Here is a 14,899-nt window from a genome sequence, read left to right as displayed (position 1 = left end):
CTATCCCGAACGATTTATTTGTCTAATATGGACGTGAGTCGTTCGGAACATTTTTTAAATTGGTTGAAGGAGTTATGTGTTTTTTCCGCACGAGTGTGTAATTTTTAGTTGACCAGTGAATTTTTAAATTGTCCCCCTCTTGTATTTCCTCTAATAAAGAGGACTTCTTGCCGTTTTTAAATAATGTACATTGAAGTTTACCATGATAAGGAATTTGAACTTTTGCAAATTTAATCACATCATGAAAATAAAACCTTGCTTGGTCATCTTCCTTTATTATTTCTAGTACATCTCCTGAATGTATAAGTGATTCCTCAACTAATTTCTCTTTTTCTCTGATTATGTGCAAAAGTTGTTTATAAAGCGTAACTTCTTTATTATTGACACTAATCGTTATACTGGCCTTGTATTTTAAAGATTTATATTTTATGAATTCTACCAGTGTTAATGGGCGCGGCTCAATGATCTCTAAACGATCTAAATGGTTGACATGACTAGTTAAAGATATCGAATTTCCATTGCAAATAACTTTTCCGTTATGCGGTGGAATGATTGTCTGCTTCCCATTGATGATCAGTTGATATGGCTTTACGCTCTCTAATAGATGTGTCAAATCTAATGAATGAAAGATTTCTGTAATTGTCGATGGGATCATATATTCAATATGATCACCGTCCTCGAGTAGCTGTTGAGTGGATGCTGTTACTTGATTCACCTTTATTAAGGGCATAATGGTGTATTTTGCATCGTGAATATAAATACTTTTATTCTCGGATTCTCCGACACAATCAGATACTCTAATAGTCGCTGGCTCCCCACTCATTCCTCTTACGACACTTATTTCATCATGAGCGTGAACGGCATCATTTAATTTTGCCTTTTTACCGTTCAAATAAATATATGGCGGTTTTCCGTGACTTCCTGGAATGGTCATTTGTTGTTTGTTAACGGTAATTACTTTTGGAGAGCCAATTTTTCCATACCAATTCCTTGTGAGATATTTTGCAGTTAATAAGACATCCTTTACTGTGAGAGTCTTGATTTTTAGCAATCGTTCTGTCTCTCCATTGATTGTAATAGGAACAAATCTGAGCGGAGTTTCGTTGGCTGCAATTGCGATTGCAAAAGGTGTGACATACATCGGGTGAGAAGCTAGCTCTTCTGGAAATGATAGATGTTTTAAGCTATTTAAAGTTTTAAGCATGACTTGATGAGGAGGCAAATCTAATTGGTCTCTAAGTAATTCTTGAATGCCTGGTGTTAAGCTTCCACCGCCAATTATTAGGAGGGCAAGAGGTGACTTTTTATTATTTAGCTGTTGTATTTTTTTTGAAAGTGAATGAGCAAGTTGTTCGATAAAGGGAAAAAGCCTACTCATTAAGTCTTTTGAGTAGATATGTTGTTTTGTGTTATTTAATGTTTCAAATGTGAAGGATTCATGGTCGACCAAATGCCGCTTGATCCGCTCTGCTTCATGGAAATCGGTTAGTGTTAATTGCTGAATGAACTCTGTCACTTCATCACCTGCCTGTGGCACCATCCCATAAGCAGTAATTGTTCCTTCATTAGTAATGGCAATATCAGATGTACCTGCTCCGATATCTAATACAGCTATATTCAAATGTCGTAAGGATGGAGGAATTAAAGTTTGTACACAAGCAATAGGCTCGAGTGTTAGTCCATCGATCGTTAACCCTGCTCTTTGTACAGTTGCTTCTAGAGAGGTGATAACAAGCTTAGGTAAGAAGGTGGCAATAATTTCTATACTCGCTTGAGCACCTTGTTGATGTAATAAACTCCCAATAGGCTGTCGGTCAATAAAATAATACAGTGGTGTATAGCCTACAAAGGTATAATCTGTTTGGATTTCTGTATGATGAGTTTTATTTGTAATAGTAGATTGTGCTTTTTGAAGAGCTTGCCATTCTAAATATTGAATATAGTCAGCAGTTAAAGGAGGGTAATTTCTTATATCCATACTAGCCATTATGCGTTCGGTTCGTAATGATCTACCAGCTGCAGCAATAAATACTTTTTGAAGGGGACCATGTTTTTTTTCAAAGTATTGTTTAATAACAATAACTGTTTCTGCAACCGATTGGATATTGTGAATTTGTCCATCCATCATTGCCCTATCATCATGTTCCTTTACAAAGTAATCAACACAATTATACTCACCTTCTTCAAAAAGAATAAAGAGACCAATGACTGACCTTGTTCCTATATCTAAGACAAAAAATTGTTTCTTCTCACCCAAAAGAATCACATCCTTTTGAATCAATTTGCTTTATTGCTTAAAAGCGTCTAATTAATAAAGATAAAATTAGTGACAGAAGCGTATATTTCATATATAATAACAACAATTATAAAAAATGTATTATAATTATCACCAAAACAAATAAGTGATATCTGAATGAAGCAAGAAAGTATTGTACTCATCTTCGCTTTTTCGGAATTGAGCTTTAATGTAATAACAATTGAGAGGATGGGACTATTATGGGTAAAGAACTAGAGCAATTGCGTAACCGAGTGGATGAAATTAACCTTCAGTTGCTTTCTTTAATTAATGAGAGAGCAGAACTTGTACAAGAAATCGGAAGGGTAAAGGAAACACAAGGAGTCTATCGTTATGATCCTGTCCGTGAAAGAGCGATGTTGGATCTAATCAAAGAGAATAATAATGGACCTTTTGAGAACTCAACAATTGAGCATATGTTCAAGGAGATCTTTAAAGCTGGTTTAGAATTACAAAAGGATGACCATCGCAAAGCATTATTAGTATCCCGTAAGAAAAAATCTGAAAATACAATTGTTGATATAAATGGAGAGCAGATCGGTAACGGACAGCCGCATCTTGTCTTTGGGCCATGTGCAGTAGAATCATATGAGCAAGTGGCATCAGTTGCTGAAGCTGTGAAAGCTAAAGGCTTGAAGTTGTTACGTGGCGGCGCATTTAAGCCTAGAACTTCTCCTTATGATTTCCAAGGTTTGGGTGTTGAAGGCTTGAAGATCTTAAAACGTGTAGCAGATGAATATGGTTTAGCTGTTATTTCAGAAATCGTAAGCCCAAATGATATGGAAACTGCAGTGCAGTACTTAGACGTTATTCAAATTGGAGCTAGAAATATGCAGAATTTTGAATTGCTAAAAGCAGCAGGACAAATCAATAAGCCTGTACTCTTAAAGCGTGGTATGTCTGCAACGATTGAAGAATTCATTAATGCAGCTGAATACATCATGGCACAAGGAAATGGCCAAATTATTCTTTGTGAACGAGGTATAAGAACATATGAAAAAGCAACAAGAAATACGTTAGATATTACGGCTGTTCCAATTTTAAAACAAGAAACACATTTACCAGTTATGGTTGATGTCACTCATTCAACTGGAAGAAAAGATTTATTACTTCCAGCTGCAAAAGCAGCACTTGCAATTGGTGCTGATGGGGTTATGGCAGAAGTACATCCAGATCCTGCAGTGGCGTTATCTGATTCCGCTCAGCAAATGGATTTAAATCAATTTGATCAATTCATGAACGCACTTAAACTTCCTTCACAAATTCAAGTGTAATGGTATAATAAAGCTGATTTAAGGGGAATGGTAGCCGTCCCTCTTGAGTCGGCTTTTTTATATCTTTTTAAAAAAATTTGTAGTAAGCTGGTTGTGGTTTCTAATTTTTTTACAAGATTATGTGAGGAATTGAACAATAGGATAGAACTTTGGGATATCAGTTATGTAGGTTAGATTCTAACTATTTTTTGACTTTTTCATAAATATTTCAGCATGAAGTTGCGAGGGAAGAGAAAAGTATCGTATGATTATACATAATTACAATTCTTGCTGAACAAATAAGGTTTGTAGAAGAATGACATACATAAATACATTTTATTAATATAGAAAAAGTAGAAGGAGTGTGTGACATGAATATTACGATTTATGATGTAGCACGCGAAGCAAATGTTTCAATGGCTACTGTTTCAAGGGTTGTCAATGGGAATCCTAATGTCAAACCGACAACAAGAAAAAAAGTATTAGAGGTAATTGAACGTTTAGGCTATCGCCCTAATGCTGTTGCAAGGGGACTTGCTAGTAAAAAAACTACGACAGTAGGGGTGATATTACCCGATGTATCGAGTACTTTTGTCGCGGAGTTAGCTAGAGGAATCGAAGATATCGCAACGATGTATAAGTATAATATTATTTTAAGTAACTCAGATCAAAATATGGACAAGGAGTTACATCTATTAAACACGATGTTAGGAAAACAAGTGGACGGGATTGTTTTTATGGGCGGTAATATAGAGGAAGCACATGTGACGGAATTTGAGAAATCTCCTGTACCTATTGTACTTGCTGGTTCTATTGAAAAGTCGCAAACCATTCCTTCTGTTAACATCGATTATGAACAAGCAGCTTATGATGCCACGGAAGCCTTTATTCAAAAAGGTCACGAAAAAATTGCCTTGCTGATTGGCCCTTTAAGAGAACCAATCAATGCAGAGAAAAAATTAGAAGGCTATAAGAGAGCTCTTCAAGACGCGAGTATTCCGTATCATGAAGAATGGGTAATTGAAGGGGACTACACATATGACTCAGGTTTGGAAGCATTTGAACGGTTGTTAGAGTTAGATAGCAAGCCAACTGCTATATTTGCTGGTTCAGATGAAATGGCATTGGGCATCGTTCATGGGGCGCAAGATAAAGGGTATCACGTACCTCAGGATGTAGAAGTGATTAGCTCTGATAGCACAAGATTAGCTTTAATGGTGAGACCACAACTTACATCTGTTGTACAACCGTTATATGACATAGGTGCAGTTGCAATGAGATTATTGACGAAGTATATGAATAAGGAAGAAGTCACAGATCACACAGTAGTACTTCCGCACCGAATTGAACAGCGTAACTCAACAAAATAATCATCCGACCGATATGAGAAAAAGAGGGAAAGACATGTAAAGTGAGTTTACCGAGTTTACAAGGTAATTCTCACTTTTTACATGTTAAGGTAAGAAAAAATGGTCAAGTGAGAAGATAAGTGTCTTTGCAGCTAATAAGGAACAACTTGTCTTCACCTCTTGCAAGACTCGCCAATAGGCGAGTTTTCTAATTTCGTCATTAGGGAGAGAGAGAATGAGAAAGTTAGACAAGTTAACACCAGTTGGTTTAATGGTCGGTGTAATCATGATTATCTTTGGAATTGTTGCTTCCGGTGGGTGGACTGGGGTCAAGTATTTTTTTGATTTCTCTTCCATCTTTATTGTCATTGGTGGGATAGTTGCAGGTCTTTTTATATCCTTCCAAATGAAGGATTTACGAAAGACTTTTATAGTAATGAAAAAAGGCTTTTCTAAAGAAGAAAGGTCAATCGAGAGCCTGATTGAGACCTTTGTTAAGTTAGCAGACCGTGCTAGAAGAGAAGGTATATTATCTTTAGAGTTAGAAGTTGTAAATGAACCAAATCCTTTTATCCGTAAAGGTGTGTTGTTGGCGGTTGATGGAATTGAACCAGAAATGATTAGGGATATACTTGATGCCGATATTGATGCAATGGAAGAGCGCCATCGAAAAGGAAGGAATATTATTGAAAAAGCAGGGGATTATGCACCAGCTTGGGGAATGATTGGTACATTAATTGGACTAGTCCTTATGTTGAAAAATATGGATGACCCCTCAGAACTTGGTTCCGGAATGGCAATTGCTCTTTTAACGACTTTATATGGCTCTTTACTAGCAAATCTTTTTTTCAATCCTTTAGCTGCGAAACTTGAATCACAAACGGATGATGAAATTTTTTATAAACAGGTTGTGATTGAAGGAGTAATTGGTGTACAAACGGGACAGAACCCAACGATTTTACGAGAGAAATTAAGTGTTTACTTGTCCGAAACTGAGAAGAAATCTATCGAGGGGCGACTAGAGCTAACGGAGGACTTTGAACATGAGGCGCAATAACCGCCGTTCTAAAAGAGATAGGAACAATAAAAAGGGTGCTCCCCTTTGGATGGTGACCTATTCAGATCTTGTTACGCTCGTTCTCGTTTTTTTCATCCTTCTGTTTTCGATGTCACAAGTGGATATGACGAAGTTTAAGGCTGTCTCAGATTCATTTAATAAAGTAGGGATATTCCAATCTAGTTCATCAATATTACCTGATGATGGACGTGAATCTGTGCCAGATGAAACAGAGACAGGTACACCACATTCACTTGATTCACTTGTTCAGGAAGTTGAGAGTTATCTAAAATCTAATGGGTTGGAAAATGTGATTACAGCCAATCGAAATGAAAGAGGTGTTGTGCTCATTCTGCAAGAGCAAGTATTGTTTGAAACGGGCCAAGCCGATCTTATTGAAGATTCATTTGGTTTTCTCGAAAGCTTAGGGGTCATGCTCAAAGAAATGCCTAATCTTATCCGAGTCGAGGGCCATACAGATAATCGCCCAATTGAAACGTATCGCTACCCATCGAATTGGGAATTATCTTCAGCTCGAGCAAGTAGTGTTATTCGTTATTTAGTGGAGAATAATGAAATAGAACCGTCTCGTTTTACTGCAGTAGGATACGGTGAAACAAGGCCGATTGCCGCAAATAATAGCTCAGAAAATTGGGAGAAAAATCGCAGAGTAGAAGTTATTATTCTTGATCCTGAGTATAAACACAATGAAGCTATGGAATCATCTAATTGATTCTATAGCTTTTTTCATTTTTTTGGTCCCAAAAAAAGCTATGCCTACTCCTTACCATATAATATTTAACTGTTTTTTCTCAACCTATAGACTGACTTTTAAACAGCGGTCATTTTGTATAATGAAAGAAACGGTAAGGAGGAGAAACGTATGCAAATAAAAGAGCTGACAATATATGTAGGTAATTACAATGAAACGAGAAAATTTTATGAAGAAGTGATGGGTTTAAATGTATATAAAGAATCTAAACAACAGATTACATTTCAGGTCGGTACAAGTCTGTTAACCATTCAAGAGGAGATTGAACAGGCATCTTTTTATCATTTTGCTATTAATATTCCACCTAACTTACTTCAATCAGCGAAAGTTTGGTTAAGTAATAGAGTTAAATTGGCAATGGAGGAGGGGGAAGATGAGGCAGACTTTAAGGAAGCGAAAGCAAAAGCGATCTATTTCGAGGATCCATCCGGTAATATCGTTGAATTGATTGCAAGAAAAACGTCAGCAGTAGCTAGTGAATCGCATTTTCATAAGGCTCATTTTTTAAATATAAGTGAGGTAGGTATCGCTACAAACCATATAATAGAGCTTGCTCAGCAATTACAAGATAAAGGAATACCAGTGAGAAACAACGAATCAATTAAACACGAGAAATATTTAAACTTTTTCGGAGAATATGATGATGGAGTTTATATTATTGTTGCTCCTGTTGGTAGAAGGTGGATTTTCTCAAATAAATACGCTAAAGAAGCGCCAATCGTTATTCGAACAGATAGAGGGACTATTCAATCCTAGGAAATGGAGGTAATCATGAGGAAAGTAGAAGTACTTAATTATGATAGACAATGGTCTACGGCCTTTGAAGTAGAGGCACAGAAGTTAAAACGAGTCTTCAAAGATAAAATGATAGTCATTTTTCATATCGGTAGCACCTCAGTACCAGGTCTTAAAGCCAAGCCGATTATTGATATATTACCGGTTGTCAAAGATATTACAGAGGTTGATGATTACTTAATTGAAATGAATGCATTAGGGTATGAGGCAAGAGGAGAGAATGGTATAAGAGGAAGAAGATATTTTCAAAAAGGACATGATAATCGTACGCATCATCTTCATTTTTTTGCAAAAGACAGTAAGGAGATTATTAGACATCTTGCCTTTCGTGATTATTTACGGACTCATCCATTAGAAGCTGGAAAATATGGTGCCTTAAAAGAATCGTTGGCCATCAAGCACTCGACAGATATCCATGCCTATATAGAAGGAAAAAATGCTTATGTGAAAAAAGTTGAACAGAAGGCATTAGCATGGTTTGAAAGGTTCGGGAATCTTCATCAACATCGGTTTTGAATATATCTTTCTGGATGGCTTTGTATTTTACCATCCAGAAGAGATATATTGGTCTGTCACAAATTTTTTAAACGTTTTAGTAATGGGTGACATATAACGGCTTTCTAACCAGGCAATACCAATCATACGGAAACAATGTGGTCGACTGATTGGAATTTGTATAATCTTACTTTTGTTGATACCTTTCAAATCAGGTAAAACTGAAACCCCAAGCTCTGCAGCAACTAACCCTGCGACTGTATCTGCCTCATCTCCTTCAAACGTAATTTTTGGCGTGAGGCCTGCATCTAAAAAGAGCCCCTCAACGGTTTCTCTTAAAGAATAACCTTTCTTTAAATGGATGATTGGTTCATATTTTAGTTCTTCGAGTGTAATAGATTTTTTCTTTGCTAGCCGATGGTTTTTAGGTACGACAGCAAAAAGTTCTTCCTCCCATAACTTCATCCAGCCTACCTGATCATCTTTTTCATTAGGTGCAATAAAACATAAATCAATTTGCCCATTATAGAGTTGCTCTAACATGACATGTGAAGCTCCCTGACTAAGTCGGAAATGTGTCTCAGGGTAAGAATCACGGAATTGTGAAATCATATCGGGGATAATGTTGGTACTTAATGTGTGGAGAAAGCCAAGAGAAATCGTTCCAGTATGCGGTTGAATAAGGTCTTGAATTTCTTGCTTAGCTTCTACATATTCTTGAATGATTTTCTCTACTCTTCGCAAAAAAATAACCCCATAAGCATTAAGGTGAATAGCACGCCCTTGTCTTTCAAATAATGGCACGCCTAATTCATCTTCTAACCTTGCAATGGAACGACTTAATGCAGACTGAGAAATCAATAGTTTCTCTGCTGATTGTGTCATATGTTCTGTTTCCGCAAGAGTTCGAAAATAAAGCAGTTGTTGAATATCCATAGACTCACTCTTTTCCATTACATTAATGCATTATTTTTATTATTATAATGCATTATACATATCGATTCAAAGGTGGTACGATGTTTAATATTAAAGAATATGTTAGAAGGACTATTCTAAAAGAAAGAAGAGAACATGAATTGATGAACGGCATACAGCAAGGTACCAACCTTTTTAAAAAAGTGAATATCGCATTTTTTGCAGCGGGTTTTAATACTTTTGCCATACTCTATTGCATGCAACCATTACTACCGGAGTTTTCGAAGATTTTTTCTATTACCCCAGCAGAAGCAAGTCTCTCCCTCTCCCTGACAACAGTAGTTTTAGCGATTAGTATGTTATTTTTTGGGTCTATATCAGAGGTGTGGGGAAGAAAACCGATTATGGTTTATTCCATGTTCATTTCCTCATTTCTGTGTATTTTGACAGCATTTAGTCCTTCTTTTGAGATATTACTTATTTATCGTGTGCTCATTGGTGTGACACTTGCAGGCTTGCCTTCTATTGCAATGGCTTATTTATCTGAGGAAATGGATCCGAAAAGTTTAGGAAAGGCAATGGGCCTTTATATTAGTGGGAATGCCACAGGCGCTGTCTTTGGGCGTGTGTTTACGGGTGTTATTACAGATTACTTCAGCTGGCAAATTGCTATCCTTGGCGTGGGACTGATTGGCTTTATTGCCACAATGTATTTTCAACGAAGTTTACCTGATTCAAAATTCTTTAAACCGAGATTATTAAACCTTCGTTCATTATCCAATTCTTTAATTGACCATCTTAAAGATCCAATGTTGTTAGCTTTGTTTTTTATCGGTTTTTTACTATTAGGCAGCAATGTGGCATTGTTTAACTATGTTGGTTATTTATTAATGAGCGAGCCATTTTCATATAGTCATGCAACGATTGGCTGGTTATTTCTTATTTATTTAATCGGTGTAGTTAGTTCTACAATTAACGCAAAACTTGTTCGTTCTTACGGTAAAGAGAAGATGTTAGTTAGTTATTTCACCTTGGCCATAGTAGGTACAGTTTGTACGGCTATACCTCATATCATCGGCATTCTTTTAGGTTTATCCATCTTTATATTTGGCTTTTTCGGGGCACACGCCATTGCTTCAAGTTGGGTTGGCCAACGAGCAACACATGACAAAGCACAAGCCTCTTCGCTCTATTTATTTCTTTATTATTTCGGCTCTAGTGTCGGTGGTACAGTTGCTGGATTCTTTTGGTCGCGCTACGAATGGCATGGAGTCATCGGCATGGTTGTCATTTTTCTTATGATAGGATTTGCGCTTGTTGCAAGTCTACAATATATGCAAAAAAACCATGTAGTGTTGAAACAACAGTGGCATTCTTATAAATAAAAATGATTGATGATTGAGCGCTCAATCAAATATTTTTATGAGAGTAATAGGCGATAGTAAAAACCCAATCTGATCAAATCGGATTGGGTTTTTTCATATAAGGAAATGATGGACAAGAGTGGAAAAGCAGAAGTGAAAGCCGAGCGATGGTGGTGTTAGCCTTTTCATTAGTAAATTTTGTTTCCTTGCGCAAATTTAGATTGTTTGCGTTACAACTTGTTACGACATTATTTCACATAGTGGAGACGATCATTAAATAGTAACTGCCAAGCTATCGATAATAGGATTAACTCTTATTAATAAGAACTAACAGCTTTTTTTCTCTCCTCTTTAAATACGTTTCTAGTTAAATCAATAAATGCTTGTAGTGGTGGTGTCATTTGTTTGTTTTTATGCCAAGCTATTTGTGTATAGAGTTGAATGTGTTCGTTTGGCCAAATAACTTCTTTTAATTGACCGTTGTGAAGCTCTTTATTGACGACCATGGCGGGAAGAAAAGCCACACCTAGTCCAGCTATTACACATTGTTTAAGGGCCTCTATACTCACAAACTCAATACTGTTATGCAAAAAGACATTTTCCCCCGCTAAAGTCTGCTCCAATAAAGTGCGATAGGCACATCCGATTTCGGTTAAGAGAAATGATTCATTTTGTAAATCTTTTAGGGTAACGCTTGATTTAATTGCATACTCTGGCGCTGCCACCATTTTTAACTCTTCAATTATTAATGTCTCTGTCAGTAAGGTCTCAGGGGTTTTTCTCACATCCATGATAAAGGCAAGGTCGAGTGTACCATCATCTATAAGTGCTCTTGCTGAATCATCAGAATGGGCAGGTTTAAACGTCAATTTTACATGAGGAAACTGTGATTTAAATAATTGTAAAACTCGTGGAAGTCGGTAAGTACATTGACTTTCTTGTGCGCCAATTGTTAAGGAGGCTGTTCTAAACTGTTTGTCACTTATTTTTTGTAGTGCCTCATCATTTAACCTTAACATTTGGTCAACATACTTCTTGTATTCTTTACCGGTAGCGGTCAAGACAAGCTTTTTTCCCAACCTTTCAAAAAGTGGGTGTTGCAGTTCTGCTTCTAATGCTTTAATTTGAGCGGTTACACTTGATTGTGCAAAATTAAGCATTTTTGCAGTTTTTGTAAAATTCAAAGTAGTGGCCGCTGTTTGAAAGGTCTTTAATTGCTTCATATCCATTTTTTCACCTTCTGCATTGATCGTATTTTTCGATTGATGATATCTATATTATCATCTGTATCTATTAATAGAAACAGATTAAACTTAATATGATAGGAAACTAGAGGAGTGAATCGTAATGAAAATAGCAGTTATATATGGTGGAACACGTAAAAGCGGGAATACTGAATGGTTGACGAAACAAGTGATAAATGGGGTGAAAGTTAAGGAATTTCATTTATCTAACTATCAAATAGATGCTATAAAGGATCATCGACATAGTGAAGGCGGTTTTCCTCTAGTGGATGATGATTATCAACAATTAATTCAAGAAATAATGACATATGAAACGTTAATATTTGCTACACCTATTTACTGGTATAGTATGTCCGGTATGATGAAGAATTTTATCGATCGTTGGTCCCAAACACTCAGGGATCCCGAAATGAAACACTTTAAGAAGTGCATGGAAAATAAACAAGCTTATGTCATAGCTGTTGGTGGAGATCAGCCAACAATCAAGGGATTACCAATGATTCAACAATTTCAGTACATCTTTGATTTTATGGGAATGAAGTTTTTAGGATATATATTGGGTGAAGGAAATAAACCGAGAGATATCGAAAAAGATACGAAGGCAATCAGTGCAGCAAAAGAAATGAATAAAGTTATTTCACAAGGAAATGAGGCATAAAAATGAACAATCAACCCATTAACATTCAAGAAAAACTAACAAAATTTCATACGTTTTGGTCTCCAAAAGTTGTTGCAGAAATGAATAATTATCAATTGAAGGTCGCTAAATTCTCAGGGGAGTTCGTGTGGCACAAGCATGATGATACAGACGAAGTATTTTTGGTAGTTAAAGGTGAATTAACGATTCGCATGAGAGAAGAAGATGTGGTATTAAAGAATGGTGATTTATTCGTTGTCCCTCAGGGAGTAGAACATTGTCCATATGCAAAAGAAGAGTGCCATGTCATATTAATTGAACCGAAAGGAGTGATTAATACAGGAGAGGTGAAATCATCATTGACGGCTGAAAATGATGTTTGGATATAAGATGCAAAAGGGGGCAAAGTGATGGAATTAAGGGAGGTATTAAACGAGCAATTAAATGCATCACATCATGAAAATGGGTGGTTTGTTAGTTTGCTGAATAGCATAACAAACTTGAGTGATGAAGAAGCAAATTGGAAACCGAACGAAGACGTTCATAGTATCCATGAAATCACGACACATCTTCTTTATTATAATGAAAGATACTTGCATCGCTTCAAAGAAGAGCCAGTTGATGAAGCTAAAGAAAATACTTTTCAGTTGGCTGAAGGGGTAACTTTTTCTCACACGAGAGAGAGGATTCATCAATTATATAATGATTGGAAAAAAAACCTAGAAGCAGCGGATGATTTAGTGATGAATAATGCCAGTGAGGCATTGAGTCATCTTTATTTGCATACGGCGTATCATACGGGTCAAATCATCTTGTTGCGCAAATTACAAGGAAAGTGGGATGCATCCCAAGGAGTGGAAGGCTAAGCTTGATTGGGCTACTGTCATCGACTTGTTCTTTCAGATGAAGGTTGCAATCAGTTGCAGGTTAAATATGGGCATGGTATAATTGGTGAAACTTAAATATACAACTACCTTTTGTCTAAAGGGGAGTAGCAGTTACAGTAAAGTCGTCAATACAGGGGCTCTCCCTCGGCTTTATTGGCAACATTCGTTGTTTGCGAGACCTTTACCAAGTTTCTTTGGTAAGGGTTTTTGTCGTGCTTTTAAAAAAGAAACACTAACTCATTTATGAAGGAGTGAAGACTAATGGCTGTGAAAAAATTACTAAAGAGACTCATTCAAAAAGAAGGCGTGAAGTTTTTGAAGAAAAAAGCAGTGCCAATCATAAAAGAACAGTTAAAGAAAAGAAAGGGTAGATAAGGGATGAAAACAAAAGTTTACCTTGCAGCTTTTGGTATGTTGTTAAGCTTGTCTGCGTGTTCGCCAATTGAAGATACAAAAAATACGTTGGCTTACGTAAATGATGTGGAAGATTATATGAATGAGATTACACAGTTTGCCAACGAATTTCCGGAACAAGCAGAGCAAGCGATAACGGATGAGAATGTTGCAGCATCACTGGAAAAAAATGTAGAGGATTTACAAAATGCCATCGATACAATTGAAAACACTGAAGCACCAGAATTAATTGATAGTCTGCATGCTGAGTTGGTGCAACAAAATGAAGCATTATCTACGCATTTAGTTAAGCTTGAGGAAGGTTTGGAGAAAGGGACATTATCTGAGGCATTCATCGAGGACCAAGAATTTATGCAAACAATTAATGACATCACATCTATTTACAATGAAATTGAGAATCTTGGAGAATAGACTCCCGTGTTCCTATTAAGTTAAAACAAGCAGAGACTGGGACAAAACAGAGTTGAGCGCTTCGCAAAAGGGAATAGCAAGTCACTCAGAAGGGAAACCGGAGCTGAGCGCTTGGCAAAAGATGTTAGCAAGTCACTCAGAAAGAAAACCAGAGCTGAGCGCTTCGCAAAAGATGTTAGCAAGTCACTCAGAAAGAGAACCAGAGTTGGCGCTTGGCAAAAGGGAATAGCAAGTCACTCAGGAACAAAACCAGAGCTGAGCGCTTCGCAAAAGGGAATAGCAAGTCACTCAGAAGAAAAACCAGAGCTGAGCGCTTCGCAAAAAGGATTAGCAAGTCACTCAGAAGGGAAACCAGAGCTGAGCGCTTCGCAAAAGGGAATAGCAAGTCACTCAGAAAGAAAACCAGAGTTGAGCGCTTGGCAAAAGGGAATAGCAAATTACTCAGGAACAAAACCAGAGTTGAGCGCTTCGCAAAAGGGAATAGCAAGTCACTCAGAAGAAAAACCAGAGCTGAGCGCTTCGCAAAAGATGTTAGCAAGTCACTCAGAAGGGAAACCAGAGCTGAGCGCTTCGCAAAAGATGTTAGCAAGTCACTCAGAAGGGAAACCAGAACTGAGCGCTTCGCAAAAGATGTTAGCAAGTCACTCAGAAAGAAAACCAGAGTTGAGCGCTTCGCAAAAAGGATTAGCAAGTCACTCACAAGGAAAACCAGAGCTGAGCGCTTCGCAAAAGGGAATAGCAAGTCACTCATAAGAAAAACCAGAGCTGAGCGCTTCGCAAAAGATGTTAGCAAGTCACTCAGAAGGGAAACCAGAGTTGAGCGCTTCGCAAAAAGGATTAGCAAGTCACTCAGAAGAAAAACCAGAGCTGAGCGCTTCGCAAAAGGGATTAGCAAGTCACTCAGGAACAAAACCAGAGCTGAGCGCTTCGCAAAAAGGATTAGCAAGTTACTCAAAAGGAAAACAAGATCTGAATGCTTCGCAGGATTTTTTTCTGCCGGAAAAATAAGA

At 37.1% G+C, this 14,899-nt stretch carries 16 protein-coding genes; 13 read left to right on the top strand and 3 right to left on the bottom strand.

From position 1 onward, the window contains the following. Positions 1-22: 22 nt before the first annotated feature. Entirely contained in the window at positions 23-2,257 is a 2,235-nt protein-coding gene (locus MKX67_RS17560; RefSeq protein ID WP_342488503.1) for a cell division FtsA domain-containing protein, read from the bottom strand. 236 nt (positions 2,258-2,493) lie between these two features. On the opposite strand from MKX67_RS17560, the gene MKX67_RS17555 reads away from it, so the two are divergent. The 6 genes from MKX67_RS17555 to MKX67_RS17530 all read left to right on the top strand — a co-directional run bounded on the left by MKX67_RS17555 (position 2,494) and on the right by MKX67_RS17530 (position 8,038). Next, entirely contained in the window at positions 2,494-3,570 is a 1,077-nt protein-coding gene (locus tag MKX67_RS17555) for a bifunctional 3-deoxy-7-phosphoheptulonate synthase/chorismate mutase (RefSeq protein WP_095372229.1), read from the top strand. Positions 3,571-3,920: 350 nt separating this feature from the next. Continuing rightward, complete coding sequence (ccpA, locus tag MKX67_RS17550; RefSeq protein ID WP_224938773.1) at positions 3,921-4,919, top strand: catabolite control protein A; 999 nt, start codon at positions 3,921-3,923, stop codon at positions 4,917-4,919. 214 nt (positions 4,920-5,133) lie between these two features. Next, a complete protein-coding gene (motP, locus tag MKX67_RS17545; protein WP_322910356.1) occupies positions 5,134-5,955 on the top strand; it encodes a flagellar motor protein MotP in 822 nt (273 codons plus the stop codon). Further along, positions 5,942-6,688, top strand: coding sequence for a flagellar motor protein MotS (motS, locus tag MKX67_RS17540; RefSeq protein ID WP_328198800.1), 747 nt, complete (start codon positions 5,942-5,944; stop codon positions 6,686-6,688). The genes motP and motS overlap by 14 nt, the downstream gene beginning before the upstream one ends. Positions 6,689-6,838: 150 nt before the next feature. Continuing rightward, positions 6,839-7,483, top strand: a complete 645-nt coding sequence (locus MKX67_RS17535; protein WP_307316757.1) for a hypothetical protein — start codon at positions 6,839-6,841, stop codon at positions 7,481-7,483. Between the two features lie 15 nt (positions 7,484-7,498). Further along, positions 7,499-8,038 carry a GrpB family protein gene (locus MKX67_RS17530; RefSeq protein WP_307316759.1) on the top strand — a complete coding sequence of 180 codons (540 nt, stop codon included), beginning with the start codon at positions 7,499-7,501 and terminating at the stop codon, positions 8,036-8,038. Between the two features lie 27 nt (positions 8,039-8,065). On the opposite strand, the gene MKX67_RS17525 is transcribed toward MKX67_RS17530, so the two are convergent. Further along, on the bottom strand, positions 8,066-8,953 hold the full coding sequence (locus tag MKX67_RS17525; RefSeq protein ID WP_095372235.1) for a LysR family transcriptional regulator: 888 nt from the start codon (positions 8,951-8,953) through the stop codon (positions 8,066-8,068). A 143-nt stretch (positions 8,954-9,096) separates the two neighbouring features. On the opposite strand from MKX67_RS17525, the gene MKX67_RS17520 reads away from it, so the two are divergent. Beyond that, positions 9,097-10,317, top strand: coding sequence for an MFS transporter (locus tag MKX67_RS17520; RefSeq protein ID WP_095373627.1), 1,221 nt, complete (start codon positions 9,097-9,099; stop codon positions 10,315-10,317). Positions 10,318-10,613: 296 nt separating this feature from the next. On the opposite strand, the gene MKX67_RS17515 is transcribed toward MKX67_RS17520, so the two are convergent. After that, complete coding sequence (locus tag MKX67_RS17515; RefSeq protein WP_307316763.1) at positions 10,614-11,525, bottom strand: LysR family transcriptional regulator; 912 nt, start codon at positions 11,523-11,525, stop codon at positions 10,614-10,616. 118 nt (positions 11,526-11,643) lie between these two features. Between MKX67_RS17515 and MKX67_RS17510 the strand changes: the two genes are divergently transcribed. The 6 genes from MKX67_RS17510 (at position 11,644) to MKX67_RS17485 (ending at position 14,897) form a co-directional block, all read left to right on the top strand. Further along, positions 11,644-12,198 carry a flavodoxin family protein gene (locus MKX67_RS17510; RefSeq protein ID WP_095372237.1) on the top strand — a complete coding sequence of 185 codons (555 nt, stop codon included), beginning with the start codon at positions 11,644-11,646 and terminating at the stop codon, positions 12,196-12,198. 2 nt (positions 12,199-12,200) lie between these two features. Continuing rightward, positions 12,201-12,566 carry a cupin domain-containing protein gene (locus MKX67_RS17505; RefSeq protein ID WP_095372238.1) on the top strand — a complete coding sequence of 122 codons (366 nt, stop codon included), beginning with the start codon at positions 12,201-12,203 and terminating at the stop codon, positions 12,564-12,566. 21 nt (positions 12,567-12,587) lie between these two features. Next, the gene (locus MKX67_RS17500) at positions 12,588-13,043 is read left to right on the top strand and encodes a DinB family protein (RefSeq protein ID WP_095372239.1); all 456 of its coding nucleotides are present in this window, start codon (positions 12,588-12,590) and stop codon (positions 13,041-13,043) included. Positions 13,044-13,442: 399 nt separating this feature from the next. After that, entirely contained in the window at positions 13,443-13,889 is a 447-nt protein-coding gene (locus MKX67_RS17495; RefSeq protein WP_307316769.1) for a DUF6376 family protein, read from the top strand. 111 nt (positions 13,890-14,000) lie between these two features. Beyond that, the gene (locus MKX67_RS17490) at positions 14,001-14,642 is read left to right on the top strand and encodes a hypothetical protein (RefSeq protein ID WP_322910353.1); all 642 of its coding nucleotides are present in this window, start codon (positions 14,001-14,003) and stop codon (positions 14,640-14,642) included. A gap of 63 nt (positions 14,643-14,705) precedes the next feature. Beyond that, on the top strand, positions 14,706-14,897 hold the full coding sequence (locus tag MKX67_RS17485; protein ID WP_342488502.1) for a hypothetical protein: 192 nt from the start codon (positions 14,706-14,708) through the stop codon (positions 14,895-14,897). Positions 14,898-14,899: the final 2 nt, after the last annotated feature.

This window comes from Cytobacillus sp. FSL W7-1323 (genome assembly GCF_038595015.1).
Lineage (GTDB): Bacteria > Bacillota > Bacilli > Bacillales > Cytobacillaceae > Cytobacillus > Cytobacillus kochii.
This window is presented reverse-complemented; position numbering and strand designations above follow the sequence as displayed.

Bases quoted from the DNA above. Each gene is read 5' to 3' on its own strand.
- ccpA (WP_224938773.1), top strand. From the start codon at position 3,921: ATGAATATTACGATTTATGATGTAGCACGCGAAGCAAATGTTTCAATG.
- motP (WP_322910356.1), top strand. From the start codon at position 5,134: ATGAGAAAGTTAGACAAGTTAACACCAGTTGGTTTAATGGTCGGTGTA.
- motS (WP_328198800.1), top strand. From the start codon at position 5,942: ATGAGGCGCAATAACCGCCGTTCTAAAAGAGATAGGAACAATAAAAAG.
- MKX67_RS17535 (WP_307316757.1), top strand. From the start codon at position 6,839: ATGCAAATAAAAGAGCTGACAATATATGTAGGTAATTACAATGAAACG.
- MKX67_RS17530 (WP_307316759.1), top strand. From the start codon at position 7,499: ATGAGGAAAGTAGAAGTACTTAATTATGATAGACAATGGTCTACGGCC.
- MKX67_RS17525 (WP_095372235.1), bottom strand. From the start codon at position 8,953: ATGGATATTCAACAACTGCTTTATTTTCGAACTCTTGCGGAAACAGAA.
- MKX67_RS17520 (WP_095373627.1), top strand. From the start codon at position 9,097: ATGAACGGCATACAGCAAGGTACCAACCTTTTTAAAAAAGTGAATATC.
- MKX67_RS17515 (WP_307316763.1), bottom strand. From the start codon at position 11,525: ATGGATATGAAGCAATTAAAGACCTTTCAAACAGCGGCCACTACTTTG.
- MKX67_RS17510 (WP_095372237.1), top strand. From the start codon at position 11,644: ATGAAAATAGCAGTTATATATGGTGGAACACGTAAAAGCGGGAATACT.
- MKX67_RS17505 (WP_095372238.1), top strand. From the start codon at position 12,201: ATGAACAATCAACCCATTAACATTCAAGAAAAACTAACAAAATTTCAT.
- MKX67_RS17500 (WP_095372239.1), top strand. From the start codon at position 12,588: ATGGAATTAAGGGAGGTATTAAACGAGCAATTAAATGCATCACATCAT.
- MKX67_RS17495 (WP_307316769.1), top strand. From the start codon at position 13,443: ATGAAAACAAAAGTTTACCTTGCAGCTTTTGGTATGTTGTTAAGCTTG.